The following is a 17,144-nucleotide window of genomic DNA, read 5'->3' as shown; positions in this document are numbered from 1 at the left end:
GATCATCAGACCGCGCGACCCGCGATGGGCCGGGCGGGCTACCTCGGGGCGGCCGCCGGCTTCGCCGTCTGCATGGCGGGCACCACCCTGCCCACCCCGCTGTACGGGCTGTACCAGGAGCAGATCGGCTTCTCCGAACTGATGGTGACGGTCGTCTTCGCCATCTACGCCTTCGGCGTCATCGGCGTCCTGCTGCTCGTCGGCAACGTCTCCGACTCCGTCGGACGCCGGCCCGTCCTGCTCTGCGGACTGGCACTTGCCGCGTGCAGCGCGCTCGCCTTCCTGGCCGAGGGCGGCCTCCCGCTGCTGGCCCTGGGCCGCCTGCTGTCCGGCCTGTCCGCGGGCCTGTTCACCGGCACCGCCACCGCGTACGTCCTGGAACTCGCCCCACCCGGACACCAGGCCCGCGCGGGCTTCGTCGCGACCGCCGCCAACATCGGCGGCCTGGGCTGCGGACCGGTGCTGTCGGGACTGCTCGCCGAGTACACACGCCACCCCCTCACCCTGCCGTTCGCCGTGCACCTGGTGCTGCTCGCCGCCTCCTTCACCGTCACCTGGCTCCTGCCGGAGACCGTCACCGGCGCCCGCCCGCTGCGCACCGCCCGGCCGCGCCGGCCGTCCCTGCCGCCGGAGGTCCGCGGGGTGTTCGTCCCGGCCGGGCTCGCCGCGTTCGCGGGCTTCTCCCTGCTGGGCGTCTTCACCTCCGTCAGCCCGGCCTTCCTCGCCCAGCGGCTGGACGTCCACAGCCCGGCCGTCGTCGGCCTGATCGTGTGCACGGCCTTCTTCGCCTCCATCCTCGGCCAGCTCCTGGTGCCCCGGCTGGGCACCGCCCGGGCGATCCCGATCGGCTGCCTGGTGCTCATCGCCGGGCTGGCCCTGATGGCCGGTTCCCTCGCCTGGACGGCTCTGCCACTGCTCGTGCTCAGCGCCCTGGTGGGCGGCGCCGGCCAGGGCATGGGCCTGCGCGGAGCGGTCGGCGAGATCGCCGCCGCCGCGCCCGCCGAGCACCGCGGCGGCGCCCTGTCGGCGCTCTTCGTGGTCGCCTACTTCGGCATCTCGATCCCGGTGATCGGCATCGGCCTGCTCACCGCGCCGATCGGCCTGGCCCACGCCGGCCTGGTCTTCACCGCCTGCATGGCGCTGCTCGCCGCCGCCTCCGGCGCCTACCTGCTGCGCCGGGCCCGCGCCGGCTCCTGAACCGGCTTCTGAACCAGCTCTTGAACCGGCCGCGGCCCGGTGGCGCCCGCGCGCTTCCACGCGTTCTCGCGCAGCAGCCGCAGGCCGTTGAGGCCGACGATGACGGTCGAGCCCTCGTGGCCGAGGACACCGAGCGGCAGGGGCAGGGTGGCGACCAGGTCCCACACGACCAGGCCGGAGATGAACACCGAGGCGATCACCAGGTTCTGGACGACCAGCCGCCGGGCCGCCCGGGACAGCGCGATCACCGTGGGGACGGTCGCGAGTTCGTCGCGGACGACGACCGCGTCGGCGGTCTCCAGCGCCAGGTCGGAGCCCGCCCGGCCCATCGCGATGCCGGTGTGGGCGGCGGCGAGGGCGGGGGCGTCGTTGACGCCGTCGCCGATCACCAGCACCTTGCGCCCGGCCCGCTCCTGCTCCTGCACGGCGGCGACCTTGTCCTGGGGGAGCAGCCCCGCGCGGACGTCGGTGATGCCGACCTCGGCGGCGAGGCGGGCGGCGGCGCGCGGGTTGTCTCCGGTCACCAGCACCGGGGCGGCGCCGGTCAGGGCCGCCAGGGCGGTGACGGTGGCGGCGGCGTCGGGGCGCAGGCGGTCGGCGATGCCGAGTACGCCGACCGGGACGCCGTCGCGCTGGACCAGGACGGCGGTGCGCCCGTCGCGCTCCAGTTCCTCGGCGACGGCGACGGCGACGGCGGTGGCCTCCGCCTCCGCCTCTGCCTCGGTGGAGGGCGCGTCGGCGGCGCCGGCGAGGAGCCGGGCGGGGGCGCCGACCGCGATGACGGCACCGCAGACGGTGGCGGTCACCCCGACGCCGGGGGTGGAGGCGAAGCCCTCGGCGACCGGCAGGTCGAGGCCGCGCCGGCGGGCGGCGTCGACCACCGCGCGGGCCAGCGGGTGCTCGCTGGGGTGCTCGGCGGCGGCCGCCAGGGTCAGCAGTTCGTCCTCGTCCAGGCCGCTGCCGGCGAGGGGGAGCAGGTCGGTGATCCGGGGGGTGCCCTCGGTGAGGGTGCCGGTCTTGTCCAGCGCGACCGCGTCGACCTGCCCGAGCCGCTCCATCACGACGGCGGACTTCACCAGGACGCCGTGGCGGCCGGCGTTGGCGATCGCGGAGAGCAGCGGCGGCATGGTGGCCAGCACCACGGCGCAGGGCGAGGCGACGATCATGAAGGTCATCGCCCGCAGCAGCGAGCCGGTCACGGCGGCGCCGAAGGCCAGCGGGACGAGGAAGACGGCGAGGGTCGCGAAGACCATGCCCAGGGAGTAGCGCTGCTCGACCCTCTCGATGAACAGCTGGGTGGGGGCCTTGGTCTCCGAGGCCTCCTCGACCATGGCGACGATCCGGGCGATCACCGAGTCGGAGGCGTCGCGCTCGACCTTCACCCGCAGGGCGCCGGTGCCGTTCAGGGTGCCGGCGAAGACCTCGTCGCCCTGCTGCTTGGGGGCCGGCAGCGGCTCGCCGGTGATGGTGGCCTGGTCGATCTCGCTCGCGCCGTCCAGGACGCGGCCGTCGGCGCCGACGCGCTCGCCGGGGCGGATCAGGATGGTGTCGCCGACCACCAGGTCCTCGGTGGCGACGGTCTCCTCGCCGCCGTCGTCCAGCAGGCGGGTGGCGGTGGTGGGGGCGAGGTCGAGCAGGCCGCGCACCGAGTCCTGGGTGCGGGCGGTGGCCAGCGCCTCCAGCGCGCCCGAGGTGGCGAAGATGACGATCAGCAGCGCGCCGTCCATCACCTGCCCGATCGAGGCCGCGCCGATCGCGGCGACGATCATCAGCAGGTCGACGTCGAGGGTCTTCTCGCGCAGCGCCTGAAGTCCGGCCCAGCCGGGCTCCCAGCCGCCGGTGGCGTAGGCGATCGCGTACAGCGGCCCCCAGGCCCAGGCCGGGGCGCCGGCCAGCTGGAGCGGCAGGGCGGTCAGGAAGGCGACGGTCGCGGCGGCGGCCCAGCGGGCCTCGGCCAGCGCGAAGACGCGCGTACGGCGCTTGGGAGCGGCGCCGCCGCGCGGGGCTGCGGCGGCTGGGCGCTCGGTGAGGGTTGCGGACATGGCTGTGGTGTTCCTCCACGCGGACACGACGGGGCGACGCGTCGACCATACAGGAATACATGAACAGCTCTTCATTTATTCCCGCTGGATTGACCCTCCCGGGTGATGGAGTTGTCGCCCCGCCCGGTAGCCCTGGCTAGTTGGCCCGCGCGGTGAGGCCTTGTGGCCAGTGGCGGTGGTACTGGTCGATGACGTAGTCGTGGCCGTGGAGCCAGCCGTCCGCGGCCGGGTGGGCGTCGGTGAGGTGGGGGTGGCCCGGGGGCAGGTCGGCGTGGACGTGGTCGAGCCTGGCGGGGTCGCGGGCGGGCCAGATCGAGGTGGCGGCGGTGGCGGCGAGCAGGGCGATGGTGCCGAGGACGACGGCGGTCACCGGGAGACCGGCGCCGGCGGCGAGCCAGCCGGCGAGGGGGTAGGTGAGCAGCCAGCAGCTGTGCGAGAGGGAGAACTGCGCGGCGAAGGCGGCCGGCAGGTCCGCGTCGGCGGCGGAGCGGCGGATCAGGCGCCCGCCCGGCGTGAGGACGGCGGAACAGGCGGCGCCGATCGCGGCCCAGGACGCCAGCAGCGCGCCCCAGGACCAGCCGCCCGGGGCCGCGGCGGTGACGGCGGCGACGGCGGCCAGGACGGCGGGGAGCGCGAAGGCGGCCGGGAGCATGACGGCGCGGTCGGAGAGCCGCCGCAGGAGCCGGGGCAGGAGCAGGGCGGTCAGCATGGAGCCGGCTCCGTAGGCGCCCAGGGCGAGCGAGACCGCGCCGGCCGGGCGGTGGAAGTGCTCGCGGACCGCGACGACCGTGTCGACGAAGACGATCGCCCCGGCGGCGGCGACCGCGAGGTCGAGCGCGAGCAGGGCCCGCAGGCGGGGGGTGGCCCAGAACAGGCGGGCGCCGAAGGCGGCCTTGGCGTAGGCGCCGCCGGTCCTCTCGACGGGGGCGGGCTTGGGCAGGACGACGGAGACGACCAGGGTGGCGGAGGCGAGGAAGCCCGCGGTGGTGCCGGTGAACAGCCAGGTGTACGGGACCAGCGCGAGCAGGCCCGCGGCGAGCGCGGGGCTGAACAGGGACTCCAGGTCGTAGGCGAGGCGGGACATCGACAGCGCCTGGGTGTAGTCCCGTTCGGCGGGCAGCACCTCGGGGATGGTGGCCTGGAAGGCCGGCGTGAAGGCGGCCGAGGCGGCCTGGAGCAGGAAGATCAGGATGTAGATCTGCCAGGCCTGGCTGACGAACGGCAGGGCGAGCGCGACGGCGGCGCGGGTGAGGTCCATCGCCACCAGCAGCGTTCGGCGCGGAATGCGGTCGGCGAGGGCGCCGACCGCCGGTGCGACGGCCATGTAGGCGACCATCTTGACGGCCAGCGCGGTGCCGAGGACGGCCGAGGCGTCGGCGCCGGCGATGTCGTAGGCGAGCAGGCTCAGCGCCACGGTGGCCAGGCCCGTGCCCACCAGGGCGATGACCTGGGCTGCGAACAGGTGGCGGTAGGTGCGGTTGCGCAGTGTGGACAGCATCGGCCCCGTCCCGGTCGGCGGCGTGGTGCGGCGGCACCATCGTATCCAACACGTGCATACGTGTGCACGTGTTAGTTGCGATGGCGCGGTCCTCGCTGCCGTTCCGGTCTGCGGGGGGCTGGGGCGGGGGTTGGGTCAGTCGTGCGGCGGGAGGGAGCCGATCTGGTGGTCGGCGACGTTCAGCGCCTCGTCGACCAGGCGCCGGAGGTGCCCGTGGCGCAGCGAGTAGACGACGCGGCGCCCGTCCCTGCGCGTGGTGACCAGGCCCGCGAGGCGGAGCTTCGCGAGGTGCTGGCTGACGGAGGTGCGCGGGGCCCCGCAGGCCTCGATGAGGGAGGTGACGTCGGCCTCGCCCGCGCCGAGCCGGTGCAGCAGCGCAAGCCGGGTGCGGTCCGCGAGCAGGGCGAGGACGGACGCGGCGACGTCCAGCCGCTCGCCGCTGTCCTGCCCCTGCTCCTGCGAGCCGTGTGCAGCTGCCAGGTCGGTGCTTGTGCTCATGTGCTCATCGTAGGTCGGCGTGCGCCCGATGCGTGCACGCGTGCGCACGTGATGGCCCCGCGCTGTCGGGGCCGCCGGGGCGGGCCCGGTTCAGCGGCCGGGGCCCCAGCGGGCTTCGAGCCGGCGGGCGCCGTCGGGGGTGGTGACGGCCCGCCAGCTGGCCCGCATCCGCACCGTGCGGCGGGCGGCGCCGGTGCCGTTGGAGGCGGTCGGGGCGCCCACGGCCTGGAGCACGGAGTTGTCCAGGGGGCTGTCGGCGAGCCTGCGCACGATCGCGGACAGGGCCGCGGCCATCGAGCCGCGCGCCGGCGCGGATGCCGGCCAGCTGGCGGGGAGGGGCTGGCGGCGGTGGAAGGCGCCGAGAACGGCCACGGGGACCTCACCTTCGTTGCGTATCGTCCGACACGGCGGATCGGATCGGGTGTGGGCGGCTAAGGGTGCTCCGGAGGTCGGTGACGGGGCGCTGGGCCCGCGTCAGCCGGGCGGGGACGAGTCCGAGCCTAGGCCGCGGACCCTCGGGGGGCGGGTGATCCTGACGCCCCCTTGACTGTGCGGGCGCCGTCACTGACGGTGTCCTGACGGCGGCCCCGTGCATCGACGGCCTGCGGCCCGGACGCGATCGCGCTCCGGCGGGCGGCGCGTCCGGCGGGCGGGCGGCCGCGTCGTACGGGCGAGGAGGGAAGGGGAGCCATGGCAGGCCGGTCCGACGGCGCCGGCGCGGCCCGCGACGGCCGGGGGGCGAACGATTGGGACGTGACGGGTTCGTTCACTAACATCGACAGTGGTCCTGGATATAGGGAACACATCCGTTCATTACGGACAGCCGGTGAACGGGCGTGTCGAGAGGTGGAGCCGAAGAAGGTGCGCAGCCATGCCCGCTGAACCCGCAGTCGCGCGCGGACCGGCGACGGGCGCCCCGCTCCGCAGGCGCGGTGAGGCGCTGGAGAACGCCATCTTCGAGGCCGCCCTCCAGCAGCTCACCGCCGACGGCTACGCCCGGCTCACCATGGAGGGCGTCGCCGCCGCCGCGCAGACCGGCAAGGCCGCGCTCTACCGGCGCTGGCCCTCCAAGGAGGAACTGGTCAAGGACGCGCTGCGCGCCTGCCTGCCCCCGGTCGGCCCGCCGCCCGACACCGGCGGCCTGCGCGGGGACCTGCTGGAGGTGGTGACCAGGCTGCGCGCGGCGATGCTGAGCGAGCCCGGGGCCGCCGTGCGGGCCATCATGGGCGAGCTGGACCAGCAGCGGGCCCACACCTTCCTGGCGATCGTGCTGGAACGGGTGGTGGAGCCCACCGCCGCGCTGATCGCCGAGGTGCTCGGCCGTGGTGCCACCCGGGGCGAGGTCCGCCCCGGGTCCGTCACCCCGCTGGTCACCGACGTCGTCCCGGCGCTGATGCTGTACCGGATCAAGATGTGCGGCGGCGCGCCGGAGCAGCTGGACCCGGCGGAGATCGTCGACGAGGTGTTGCTGCCGATCGTCCGCCCGTGAGGGGCGGTCAGGTCGATGGCCGACGGCCGGTCAGGGGCGGGCCCCGGGCCGGCCGTGGTCGTGCGGGCGGGCCGTCAGCCCGCGTCGGACGGCGCCTGGGCCGGGACGGCGGGCGCCGGCGCGGAGCCCGCTTCGGCGGCCCGGGCGGCTGAGGCCTCGAAGAAGCGCAGCAGCTCCACCGGGAACGGCAGCACCAGCGTCGAGTTCTTCTCCGCCGCGACCTCGACCACCGTCTGCAGCAGCCGCAGCTGCATCGCCGCCGGGGTCTCGGACATCGTGACGGCGGCCTCGGCGAGCTTGGCGGCGGCCTGGAACTCGCCGTCCGCGGTGATGATCCGGGCCCGGCGCTCGCGGTCGGCCTCCGCCTGGCGGGCCATCGAGCGCTTCATCGAGTCGGGCAGGCTGACGTCCTTGATCTCCACCCGGTCGATGTGCACGCCCCACCCGGTGGCGGGGCTCTCCATCATGATCTCCAGCCCCTGGTGCAGGTTCTCCCGGCCGGAGAGCAGGTCGTCCAGCTCGCTCTTGCCGATGATCGAGCGCAGCGAGGTCTGGGCGACCTGGAGCATCGCGAAGGAGTAGTTCTGGACGTCCACCGTGGCCTTGACCGGATCGACGACGCGGAAGTACAGCACGGCGTCGACGCTGACGGAGACGTTGTCCTTGGTGATGCCCTCCTGGGCGGGCACCGGCATGGTGACGACCTGGACGTTGACCTTGCGCATCCGGTCGACCGCCGGCACCAGCAGGGTGAGGCCCGGCTGGCGGACCTGCTCGCGCACCCGGCCGAGCCGGAACACCACGCCGCGCTCGTACTGCTGCACCACCCGCACGCCGGTGATCAGCCAGAACAGCGCCAGCACGACGACGAGAACGACAATTGCCACGTTCGTCCGACCTTCCCCGTAGCGGCGCAGCCCGGGCCGGGTCCTGAGCGGGCCCTGTCGCGCGGGTGCGAGCCGCGCAGGACAGTATGCGCCCCGGCCGCGGGGATCGACAGCCGCGTGCGCCGGGGATCCTGACGGGCCGTCCGCTCCGCCGGTCCGGCGCGACCGCGCCACCCCGGCGGCGGCGGGCTGACGCCCGTGGCGGGAACCACGGGCGTCCTGGAACCCTCTTGCCTAGGCCCTGTCCGGCCGATCTTGCCGGGCCCGCGACTCCCCCAGCCTTCGGCCGGGAGGTACCCCCATTACGCATCCCGGCTGGACGCACGCCCGAATCGCCCAAGTACGCCCAGTACGAGGACGATCCGGGCGCACGCCCAGCCGGGCGCCCAACGTCGCGGGCTGATCCGCCAAGATCGACCGGACAGGACCTAGCCGGCGAAGGCGGCCGCGTGCTCGGCGGCGAACTCGGCGAAGGAGCGCGCCGGGCGGCCGGTGAGCTTCTCCACGTCGGGGCTGACGGCGGCGGCGTACCCGGCCGCGTACAGCCCGTACAGCTCGACCATGCCCTCGGCGCGCCACTGGTCCCAGCCCGCGTCGAGCATTCCGGCCAGGGCCGCCTCGGGCGCCAGTGCGGTGTACGCCACCGGGCGGCCCGCGACCGCGGCGAGCCGCTCGGCCAAGGCGTCGTGCGACAGCGCTTCCGGGCCGGTCAGGGTGTAGACCGCGCCCTCGTGGCCTTCGGTCGCCAGCACCTCGACGGCGGCCGCCGCCACGTCCCGGGCGTCCACGTACGACACCGCGCCCTCGCCGCCCGGCGCCGCGAGGGTGCCGGCCCGGACGCCCGCGGCCATGCCCAGGACGTTCTGGTGGAAGCCGTTCGGCGCCACGACCGTCCACGGCAGCCCGGAGGCCCGCAGGTGGTCCAGGCCGCTGACGTGTGCGCCCACGAAGCGGACGCCCTCCGGCCGCTGCTCGACGCCCGCCGCCGCGTGCAGCACGATCCGGGGCCGCCGGCCGGTGCGCACGGCCGCGTCGATCACGTTCCGCTCGTGGGCGGCCATCTCGGGGTGGACGGCCACCAGGAGGTAGACGACGTCGGCCCCGGCCAGGGCCGCGTCCAGCGAAGCCGGGTCCGAGAAGTCGGCGGCCACCCGCTCGACCGCGTCGTCCCACTCCGCCGGGCCCGGCGAACCGGCGCGCACCAGCGCCCGCACCGCCTCGCCGCGCTCGCGCAGCCCCACGACCACCTTCGACCCGACCGTACCGGTGGCACCCGTCACAACGATCACGGATGGCACTCCTCCCCGTAGCGGACGCCGACCTGATTCGACGTCAGCGTGATGATCGCAGGCGGGGCGGAGCCGATCAAGGTCGGGCCCGCCGGGCTCGGGCCGGTCGGGTGGGCCGGCCACGGTTCGCCCCGAGCCGACACGCACGGCGCCCCGCCGTTCCTCGACTTGGCGCGCGCCGGGCGCTTGGATGGATCCGGCCTGGTCACCGCCCGGACACGACCCGGGACACGACGCCGGGCGCGACCCCGGGCACCCGCCGGCAAGCCGAGGAGCCACCACCGTGAACGACACCCCTGACGCCGTCGACCGGGCCGAACCCGCCGCCGTGGCCGGCCGGATCGCCGAGCGGCGCGAACAACTCGGCCTCAGCGAGGACGACCTCGCCCACCAGGCGGCCATGGCCCCCCGCTACCTGCACTACCTGCTCGAAGCCGGACCGGCCTTCGACCCCGGCGGCTTCGTCCGGATCGCCGCCGCACTCGGCCTCAGTCGCGGCGAACTGCTCGAAGGCCGCGCCGACGCCCCGCCCGGCCAGGGCGGCCCCGGCCCGCACCCGCGGCTGCTCGGCCTCACCGAACCCGAGTGCTGGGAGCTGATCGGCACCCACGGCGTCGGCCGCATCGCCCTGCCGCTCCAGCCGGGCCCGGTCGTCGTCCCCGTCAACTACGTCGTCGACGACCGCACCATCGCCTACCGCACCACCGAGCGCGGCGCCCCGGCCGAGGGCACCGCGCTCTCCTTCCAGATCGACCACATCGACGAGTACCTCGGCCGGGGCTGGAGCGTCCTCCTCCTCGGCACCGCCCACCACGTGCACGACCCCGCCGCCCTGCACCACCTGGTCGGCCTCCCCGGCGCGATCCCCTGGGCCGGCGGCGACCGGACCTGCTGGATCCGGATCAGCCCGGACGAGATCACCGGCCGCCGCCTGGTGAGTGACTGAACGATCCGTTCCGGTCGCCGGGAATCGCGGTGCTGAGCGGCCGAGTTGGCGTTGTCGTACCCCTGTCGCGGACCGGTCGGCGTGGCTAGCATGAGGCGCCAACCGCAAGGAACACCGGCCCAGGCCCCCTCTTGCGGGTCACGTCGGATCAGCGCGCCCAGGTGTCCCGCGCGCCCGGCATGATCCGCGAGAGCAGGTCCAACCCCCAAGGGAGGAACCACCCATGAGCGCAGTGGTGACCGAGATCCGCGACGCAGGCCTGCTGGACATCGACGAGGACGCCATCGTCTTCGAGGACGAGCACGACGCGGACCTCGCCCCGGTCGCGTGTCTCGCCGACCCGTGGGTCACCTACGTTCCGACGCGCTTCGACTGCGCCGTGGACTGCTGACCCGTACCGAGGAAGCGGACCGGGGGAGGGGCGGAGCGATGACCACACCACCCGACCCCGGCTCCGCCGAGGCACTGCGGCGCCGGGTCGCCGACCTGGCGGCCGCCGCGCCCGGCCCGCGCCGCCCGCTGCACACCGACGGGCAGTGGTGGTACCTCCAGGACCCGCGGATGCCGGCGCGTGCCCACGGCTGGAAGCTCCACCTGTCCGCCCGGCAGGGCCAACTCCCGCAGCTGCTGGACGCGGTGGTCCCGATCCTGCTGCGCCGCACCTGCGACGCGAAGTTCGCGGCGGGCGCGGCCGTGCTGCGGGAGCTCAACAGCGGGCTGCGCGGCCCCGCGGCCGTGGGCAAGGCCGTCACGGTCTACCCGGACGAGGCGGACCTCGTCGCGCTGGGAACGGAGTTGGCCCGGGCGCTGGCCGGCTGGGCCGGGCCCCGGGTGGTGAGCGACCGCCGGCTCCGGCCGGACGCGCCGGTCTACTACCGCTACGGCCTGTTCCGGGTCACGGACGACGGCGCCGACTACGGCATGACCGGCCCGGACGGGGCGGTCTTCCCCGGCCTGGCCGAAGCCCGCTACCGCCAACCGCCCTGGGCGAGCGACCCGTTCGCGCCCGTCGCGGCCGCCTCCGCCCGGCCGCCGACCACCCGGGTCGGCGAGGGCCGCTACCGGATCACCGCCGGGATCACCCGCTCGCCGAACGGCCACGTCTACCGCGCGGTCGAACTCGCCACCGGGCGCGAGGTGGTGGTCAAACAGGCCCGCGCCCACGTCGGCGAGGACGGCGCGGGCACCGACGCGCGCGGCCGGCTCCGGCACGAACGCCGGGTGCTCACCGCCCTGGCCGGGGTGCCCGGGGTGCCGCCGCTGGTCGACTACTTCCGGCACGGCGCCGACGAGTACCTGGTCAGCGGCGCGTGCGGGCCGCGCGACCTGCGGCGCGACGTCCTCGCCGCAGGCCCGTACGACCTGCGGCCGGGCACCGGCGGGCGCGACTGGTGGCGCCTGGCGCGCGGACTGCTGCGGATCCTGGACGCGGTGCACGCGCGCGGCGTGGTGGTCTGCGACCTGAAACCCGCGAACGTGGTGCTCGACGCCGCCGGCCGCTGCTCGCTGGTCGACTTCGGCGTCAGCGCCCTCGACGGCGCCCGCCCGCCCGGGGCCACGGCGGGCTACGGGCTGCCCGGCGCCACCGGAAGCGACCCCACCGAGGACTACTACGCGCTGGGCACCACGCTCCACCACGCCCTCACCGGACTCGACCCGGTGGTGATCGACCCCGACCCGGCGACCAACCGCGACCGCACCCTGGCCTGCCTGCGCGCGGCCCTCCCCGGGCCTTCGGACTCGGCGGATTCCGCGGTGGCCCTGGTCACGGGCCTGGTGAGCCCGGACCGGGCCCGGCGCGCGGCCGCCGCCGCCGGCCTGCGGGACGGGAGGCCGCCCGGCCGCCCCCCGGCCCGGCGCTCGGCCGCGCCGCGCCGGGCCCCGCTCGACGAGGCCGTCGACCACACCGTCGGCACCTGCGTGCGGATGGCCCGCGAGCTGGTCGCCACCGACCCGCGCGCCGGCGAACCCCGCACCCTGCTGTCGCTCTACGACGGCGCCGCCGGCCTCGGCCTCGAACTGCTGGAGCACGCGGACCGCCCCGACGCCCGGGCCGCCGCCACCGCCCTGGCCGACTGGACGGCCGCCCACCCGGCGCTCGACCGCCTCGACGGCTCGCTCTACCAAGGCCGGGCGGGCGCCGACCTGTTCCTCGCCCAGAGCGCCGCCACCCTCGGCACGGCGCCGCCCGGTACGAAGCCCCCGTACCTCCGCCACCACGAGCCCGTCGGGACCGACCAGATCGCCGGCGCGGCCGGGCTCGGCACCGCCCACCTGCTGCTCGCCGCCCTCGGCCGGGACGCCGACCGGCACCTCGCGGCGGCCGCCGCGTGCGCCACGGCACTGACCGCCCGCCCCCTCGACGACCCCGGCGAGGCGCCCAACCCCGGCACCGCCGCCCTCGCCGAGGGCTTCGCGCACGGCCGCGCGGGCATCGCTCACTTCCTCCTCGCCCGGCCCGACGAGGCCTCCCGCCGGACGGCCCACCGCATCGTCGACGGACTCGCCGCCGACCTCCCCCGCCTCAACGCGGCCGCCCTGCGGCCCGGGGCGACCCGCCGGTACCTCTCCTGGTGCCGGGGCCTGGCCGGCCTCGGCACGGTCCTCGTCCAGGCCGGGATCCAGTACGGCGACGACGCCCTCCTCGCCCTGGCCGCCGACGCGGCCGACACCTGCCGGACGCTCGCCCCGCGCACCGCCCTGGTGGTCCGCTGCTGCGGCCTGGCCGGAGTCGGCGACCTCCTCGTGGACCTCGCCACGGCCACCGGCGACCCCCGCCACTGGCGCGCGGCGGAGCAACTGGCAGCCCTGCTCCTCACCCGGGCCGGCGGGCCGGCGGGCCGCCCGGTCTTCCCCGGCGGCGACCCGACCGCCGAGTCCCGCGCCTGGGCGGTCGGGACGCCCGGAGTGCTGACCTTCCTGCGCCGGCTGTCCCGTCGCGGCGGCCCGGTGCCTGGACTGCTGCCGTCGGCCTGAACCGGCCGAGGCCGGCGATCGGGTCGGACGGGCGGACGTTCTGCGGCCGGTCGACCGACGCCCGGTGGCCCACCGCTCAGCCGCGGTCGAGGAGTTCGCGGATCCGGGCGGCGACCACGTCGGGCCGCTCGCCCTGGATGAAGTGGCCGGCGTCGACGGTCTCGTAGCGGCCGTCGGGGAGGGTTTCGGTCCAGTGGCGCTGGTGTTCCTGGAGGGCGGGGTGGGTGCGTTCGCCGCCTCGGCGGGGGCGGTCGGCGGACAGCAGGACGGTCGGGCAGCCGGGGGGTGCCGGGGGTTCGGCGCGCAGCCGGGGGACGGCCGCCGCGACGGCGCGGAATTCGCGGCGGGTCTGGGCGAGGCCGGCCGGGACGAAGTCCTCGGCGAGCATGGTCTCGTAGGTGTCGGTGGGGAAGACCCGGCGGGCGGTGCCGCTGAACAGGCGGGCCACCAGGCGACTGCGGACCAGGGGTTGGGCGATGGCGAGCGTGCGGTCGACGCGGCGGGCGATCTGGTCGATGGCGTCGAAGGCGGGCGCGGTCTCCGGTGTGGTGTCGACCATCAGGATGCCGCGCAGCCGGGGCGCGAGGCGCTGGTACGCGAGGCGGGCGACCAGGCCGCCCATGCTGTGGGCGACCAGGACGAACCGGTCGGGGGCGACGGCCTCGGCGAGGGCGACCAGGTCGTCCGCCAGGTCGTCGAGGTCGAGCGGGGCGTCGGTGCGGGGGCTGCGGCCGAAGCCGGCCCGGTCGTAGGCGACCAGCCGGGCACGGTCCGCGAGCAGCGGCAGGACCGGGTCCCAGGAGGCGCGGCCGAGGCCCTGGCCCGACTCGAAGAGCACGACGTCCGTGCCGTGGCCGGACTCCTCGACGTGGATCGATCGCCCGTTGACGGTGATGGCCCGCCCGTTCGTCTGGCGCATGGTGCTTCCCCCCTGGGAACCGGCATCCGGGTCGTCTCCCGGACGCACTGTTTTCATCTTTGATAATGATAGCGACTGTGAAATCGTTGGGCAATGGACCTCGAAGCGGTAGACCTCCTCCTCCACCCGGTGCGCCTGCGCGTGGTGCACGCCCTCGCCGGCGGGCAGGTGCTCACCACCTCGCAGCTGTGCGAGCGGCTGTCCGGCGTGTCGAAGGTGACGGTGTACCGGCACGTCGCGCTGCTCGCGGAGGCCGGCTTCCTGGAGGTCGCCGAGGAGCGCCGGGTGCGCGGCGCCGTCGAGCGGCACTACCGGCTGCGCGAGGACCGCCCGGTCGTGGACGACGCCGCGGCCGCCGCGATGACGCGGGAGGACCACCGCCGGGGCTTCGCCGCCGCGATGGCCGTCCTGATCGCCGAGTTCAACGCCTACCTCGACCGCGAGGACGCCGACCCGGCCGCCCAGGGGGTGGCCTACCGGCAGGGCACGTGCTGGCTCGACCCGGCGGAACTCGCGGAGCTCAGCGGCGAGTTGCGGGCCGTCCTGGTGCCTCGGCTGGCGAACGGGCCGGCGCCGGGCCGGGAGCCGTACCTGCTCAGCCCGATCCTCTTCCCCGCCGTGGGCCCGTCCCCGGTGGAGTAGCCCGAAACGGCGGCGGCCCGAACGAGCAGGTGCTCGTACGGGCCGCCGCCGTTTCGCGCCGGGCGCGGGCCCGGTCAGGCCTTCTTGACCACGCTCGACTTGAGCTGCATCGCGCCGAACCCCTCGATCCGGCAGTCGATGTCGTGGCCGTCGACGCCGTCGACCAGGCGGATGTTGCGGACCTTGGTGCCCGCCTTGATGCCGGAGACGCTGCCCTTGACCTTGAGGGCCTTGACGACGGTCACGGTGTCGCCGTCGCTGAGCACGTTGCCGACCGCGTCCCGGATCACCCGCTCGCCCGGGCCGGCCGGTTCGGCGGCGCCGCCTGCCGCGGGCATCCACTCGTGGCCACACTCCGGGCAGACCATGAGGGCGTTCATCTCATAGGTGTACTCGCTGGAGCACGACGGGCACGGGGGGAGGTGGTCGCTCATGCGCGCGGGCTGTCCTCTCAGGTCGGGCCGGGGGTCGGCGGCTCGCCAGCATGTATGAAGTTGAAGAATTTTTCAAATCGCTTGTTCGAGGGCATCCGACCGCGGACGGTGACGTTCCCGGCCGGGCGCGCGCGCAGGCCGTGGACGCCGGTGCCCGATGACTGGTATCCAGGCCACCGGCAGCGCGACCGGCGGCCGGCCGGCGCCCACCGCCCCCTGCGGGCTCACCAGCCCACGGACGGAAGGGTGTTGAGGCCGGGCCGGGACGTACAACCAGGAAAGCGGAGACGATGCGCAGAGTTCTGATCGTCGGCGCCGGGCAGGCCGGCCTCCAACTGGCCCTGGGGCTCCAGGCCCACGGCTACGACGTGACGGTGATGACCGACCGCGACGCGGACGCGGTCCGCAGCGGCCGGGTGCTGTCCACCCAGTGCATGTTCGATGCCGCGCTGCGGACCGAACGCGACCTCGGCCTGGACCTCTGGGCGGACGCCGCACCCCGGATCGAGGGCCTCGGAGTCTCCGTCGCCGGGCCGCAGTCCGCGCGGGTGATCGACTGGGTCGGGCGCCTGGACGCGCCCGCGCAGTCCGTCGACCAGCGGCTGAAGATGCCCGCCTGGCTGGAGACCTTCGCCGGGCGCGGCGGCCGGGTGGTGATCCGCCCGGTGACCGTCGGCGACCTCGAACACCTCTCCGGCTCCTACGACCTGGTCCTGGTCGCGGCCGGAAAGGGCGATCTGGCCGCGATGTTCGAGCGCGACCACGAGCGCTCCCGGTACGACCGGCCGCAGCGCGCGCTGGCCGCCAGCTACGTGTACGGGCTCGGCCCGCGCCCCGAGCACGACTTCCCCGCCGTCCGCTGCAACGTGGTGCCCGGCATCGGCGAACTGTTCGTGATGCCGGCGCTGACCGCGGCCGGCCCGTGCGACATCCTGCTCTGGGAGGCCGCCCCGGGCGGCCCGGCGGACGCCTTCGACGGGGTCCGCGACCCGGCCGAACACCTGCGGGTGACGCTCGACCTGATGAAGGCCTTCACTCCTTGGGAGTACGACCGCGCCCGGGCCGGAATCGAACTCACCGACGCCGGCGCCACCCTCGCCGGGCGCTTCACCCCCGCCGTCCGCCACCCGGTCGGCGAACTGCCCGGCGGCGGAGCGGTGCTGGGCGTCGCGGACGTCGTCGTCCTCAACGACCCGATCACCGGCCAGGGCTCCAACAACGCCGCCCGGTGCGCGGCCGGCTACCTCGACGCGATCCTCGCCCACGGCGACAAGCCGTTCGACCGCGACTTCATGCGGGCCGCCTTCGACCGCTTCTGGCAGGCCGTGCGCCCCAGCACCGTCTGGAGCAACGCGATGCTCGCGCCGCCGCCCGAGCACGTCCTGCACCTGCTCGGCGCCGCCGGTCAACTCCCGCCCGTCGCCGACCGGTTCGCCAACGCCTTCAACGACCCGGCCGACCTGGAGCAGTGGTTCCTCGACCCCGCGAAGGCGGCCGCCTACCTGGAGTCGTTCACCCCGCAGGACTGACCGCAGCGGATCGGCCGGGGCGCCCGAGCGGACGGCGGGCCCGGCCGCCATGGGGAGGTGTGCGCCGGAGCGCCGGTCACGGCTCGCTCAAGTGCGGCTGAGGCAGGAGCCGGTGTTGCGCCGGGGGAGGTGGGCATCCGGCCAATGTGCCGAGCGCCCGGGTCCGGCGCGGCCGGCCGAGGCCTAGAGTCGCCGGTGGGCGGCGCGACGCCGGGGTCAGGACGATCCGCGTGCGCCGCCGCACCCCGGGGGCCGGTACACCCTTGGCCCCCACGCCGCCACAAGCGCACCTCGGCCTCGCCCGCCACCCCAAAGGAGTCCGATATGTCCGACATCGCCATGTCCGCGTCCACATCCACCCCGGGCCTCGACCTCCAGGACCTGGACCTCAGCGAGCTGACCGTCACCGCGCTGCGCGACACCGTCGCCCTGCCGGAGAACGGCGGGTCCTGGGGGTCCTGCTCCTGCCAGGCCTCGTCCTCCTGCGCCCAGCCGAACCTGCCCGGCGCGGACTCGTTCTGACCATCCGTCAATTCATCTCGAACATCCGGGAGACCACATGTCGGACCACTTCGAGGACGTCCTCGCCCTCGACGACCTCGACCTCGGCGAGCTGACCGTCACCGCGCTGCGCGACACCGTCGCCCTGCCCGAGACGGGCGCCTCCGGGGCACCCAGCTCCAGCTCCTGCGGATCGTCTTCCTGCGCCGCTCCGCACCCGCCGACCCAGACCTTCTGAGCCCGGCGTCGCCAAGTCCCCGTTGAACAGCGCGTGTCGGCGTGCGGCCGCCCCTACCC

17 protein-coding genes are annotated in these 17,144 nt (G+C 75.3%); 9 read left to right on the top strand and 8 right to left on the bottom strand.

Going from position 1 to position 17,144, the window contains the following annotated elements; translation table 11 throughout:
* The first annotated feature begins 24 nt into the window (after positions 1-24).
* Entirely contained in the window at positions 25-1,197 is a 1,173-nt protein-coding gene (locus A6F73_RS00495; RefSeq protein WP_063345903.1) for an MFS transporter, read from the top strand.
* Here A6F73_RS00495 and A6F73_RS00490 read toward each other — a convergent pair.
* The 4 genes from A6F73_RS00490 to A6F73_RS00475 all read right to left on the bottom strand — a co-directional run bounded on the left by A6F73_RS00490 (position 1,164) and on the right by A6F73_RS00475 (position 5,607).
* The gene (locus tag A6F73_RS00490; RefSeq protein ID WP_063345902.1) at positions 1,164-3,239 is read right to left on the bottom strand and encodes a heavy metal translocating P-type ATPase; all 2,076 of its coding nucleotides are present in this window, start codon (positions 3,237-3,239) and stop codon (positions 1,164-1,166) included. The two genes, A6F73_RS00495 and A6F73_RS00490, sit on opposite strands and share 34 nt — an antisense overlap.
* 136 nt (positions 3,240-3,375) lie before the next feature.
* Positions 3,376-4,737 (bottom strand): MFS transporter, encoded by a 1,362-nt coding sequence (locus A6F73_RS00485; protein WP_063345901.1) that lies wholly within the window; start codon positions 4,735-4,737, stop codon positions 3,376-3,378.
* Positions 4,738-4,872: 135 nt separating this feature from the next.
* Positions 4,873-5,235, bottom strand: coding sequence for a metalloregulator ArsR/SmtB family transcription factor (locus A6F73_RS00480; RefSeq protein WP_063345900.1), 363 nt, complete (start codon positions 5,233-5,235; stop codon positions 4,873-4,875).
* 90 nt (positions 5,236-5,325) lie between these two features.
* Positions 5,326-5,607: a hypothetical protein gene (locus A6F73_RS00475; RefSeq protein ID WP_063345899.1), complete on the bottom strand. Its 282-nt coding sequence runs from the start codon at positions 5,605-5,607 to the stop codon at positions 5,326-5,328.
* Positions 5,608-6,106: 499 nt separating this feature from the next.
* Here A6F73_RS00475 and A6F73_RS00470 point away from each other — a divergent pair, with 499 nt between their 5' ends.
* A complete protein-coding gene (locus A6F73_RS00470) occupies positions 6,107-6,724 on the top strand; it encodes a TetR/AcrR family transcriptional regulator (protein WP_063345898.1) in 618 nt (205 codons plus the stop codon).
* A 74-nt stretch (positions 6,725-6,798) separates the two neighbouring features.
* On the opposite strand, the gene A6F73_RS00465 is transcribed toward A6F73_RS00470, so the two are convergent.
* Together A6F73_RS00465 and A6F73_RS00460 are read right to left on the bottom strand one after the other, a co-directional pair.
* Positions 6,799-7,611: a slipin family protein gene (locus A6F73_RS00465; RefSeq protein WP_063345897.1), complete on the bottom strand. Its 813-nt coding sequence runs from the start codon at positions 7,609-7,611 to the stop codon at positions 6,799-6,801.
* 428 nt (positions 7,612-8,039) lie between these two features.
* Complete coding sequence (locus A6F73_RS00460) at positions 8,040-8,900, bottom strand: NAD(P)H-binding protein (RefSeq protein ID WP_159398302.1); 861 nt, start codon at positions 8,898-8,900, stop codon at positions 8,040-8,042.
* A 283-nt stretch (positions 8,901-9,183) separates the two neighbouring features.
* On the opposite strand from A6F73_RS00460, the gene A6F73_RS00455 reads away from it, so the two are divergent.
* The 3 genes from A6F73_RS00455 to lanL all read left to right on the top strand — a co-directional run bounded on the left by A6F73_RS00455 (position 9,184) and on the right by lanL (position 12,822).
* Positions 9,184-9,846 (top strand): pyridoxamine 5'-phosphate oxidase family protein, encoded by a 663-nt coding sequence (locus A6F73_RS00455; RefSeq protein WP_063345895.1) that lies wholly within the window; start codon positions 9,184-9,186, stop codon positions 9,844-9,846.
* 223 nt (positions 9,847-10,069) lie between these two features.
* Positions 10,070-10,237 carry an SflA family class IV lanthipeptide gene (locus A6F73_RS42110; RefSeq protein ID WP_167745841.1) on the top strand — a complete coding sequence of 56 codons (168 nt, stop codon included), beginning with the start codon at positions 10,070-10,072 and terminating at the stop codon, positions 10,235-10,237.
* A gap of 38 nt (positions 10,238-10,275) precedes the next feature.
* Positions 10,276-12,822, top strand: a complete 2,547-nt coding sequence (gene lanL / locus A6F73_RS00450) for a class IV lanthionine synthetase LanL (protein ID WP_063345894.1) — start codon at positions 10,276-10,278, stop codon at positions 12,820-12,822.
* A 76-nt stretch (positions 12,823-12,898) separates the two neighbouring features.
* On the opposite strand, the gene A6F73_RS00445 is transcribed toward lanL, so the two are convergent.
* On the bottom strand, positions 12,899-13,741 hold the full coding sequence (locus tag A6F73_RS00445; protein ID WP_063345893.1) for an alpha/beta hydrolase: 843 nt from the start codon (positions 13,739-13,741) through the stop codon (positions 12,899-12,901).
* A 93-nt stretch (positions 13,742-13,834) separates the two neighbouring features.
* Here A6F73_RS00445 and A6F73_RS00440 point away from each other — a divergent pair, with 93 nt between their 5' ends.
* The gene (locus A6F73_RS00440; protein ID WP_063345892.1) at positions 13,835-14,383 is read left to right on the top strand and encodes a helix-turn-helix domain-containing protein; all 549 of its coding nucleotides are present in this window, start codon (positions 13,835-13,837) and stop codon (positions 14,381-14,383) included.
* A gap of 74 nt (positions 14,384-14,457) precedes the next feature.
* Here the strand turns inward: A6F73_RS00440 and A6F73_RS00435 are convergent, their stop codons facing one another.
* A complete protein-coding gene (locus tag A6F73_RS00435; RefSeq protein ID WP_063345891.1) occupies positions 14,458-14,817 on the bottom strand; it encodes a zinc ribbon domain-containing protein YjdM in 360 nt (119 codons plus the stop codon).
* Between the two features lie 290 nt (positions 14,818-15,107).
* On the opposite strand from A6F73_RS00435, the gene A6F73_RS00430 reads away from it, so the two are divergent.
* From A6F73_RS00430 to A6F73_RS00420, 3 genes are all read left to right on the top strand, one after another.
* Positions 15,108-16,346 carry a styrene monooxygenase/indole monooxygenase family protein gene (locus A6F73_RS00430; protein WP_063345890.1) on the top strand — a complete coding sequence of 413 codons (1,239 nt, stop codon included), beginning with the start codon at positions 15,108-15,110 and terminating at the stop codon, positions 16,344-16,346.
* Between the two features lie 324 nt (positions 16,347-16,670).
* On the top strand, positions 16,671-16,868 hold the full coding sequence (locus A6F73_RS00425; protein ID WP_244293239.1) for a thiazolylpeptide-type bacteriocin: 198 nt from the start codon (positions 16,671-16,673) through the stop codon (positions 16,866-16,868).
* A gap of 37 nt (positions 16,869-16,905) precedes the next feature.
* Positions 16,906-17,085 carry a thiazolylpeptide-type bacteriocin gene (locus A6F73_RS00420; RefSeq protein WP_063345889.1) on the top strand — a complete coding sequence of 60 codons (180 nt, stop codon included), beginning with the start codon at positions 16,906-16,908 and terminating at the stop codon, positions 17,083-17,085.
* Positions 17,086-17,144 lie beyond the last annotated feature (59 nt).

The sequence above is a fragment of the Streptomyces sp. MJM8645 genome (assembly GCF_001625365.1).
Lineage (GTDB): Bacteria > Actinomycetota > Actinomycetes > Streptomycetales > Streptomycetaceae > Kitasatospora.
Note: the sequence above shows the minus strand (reverse complement) of the source record. Positions and strands in the feature narration are given on the sequence as shown.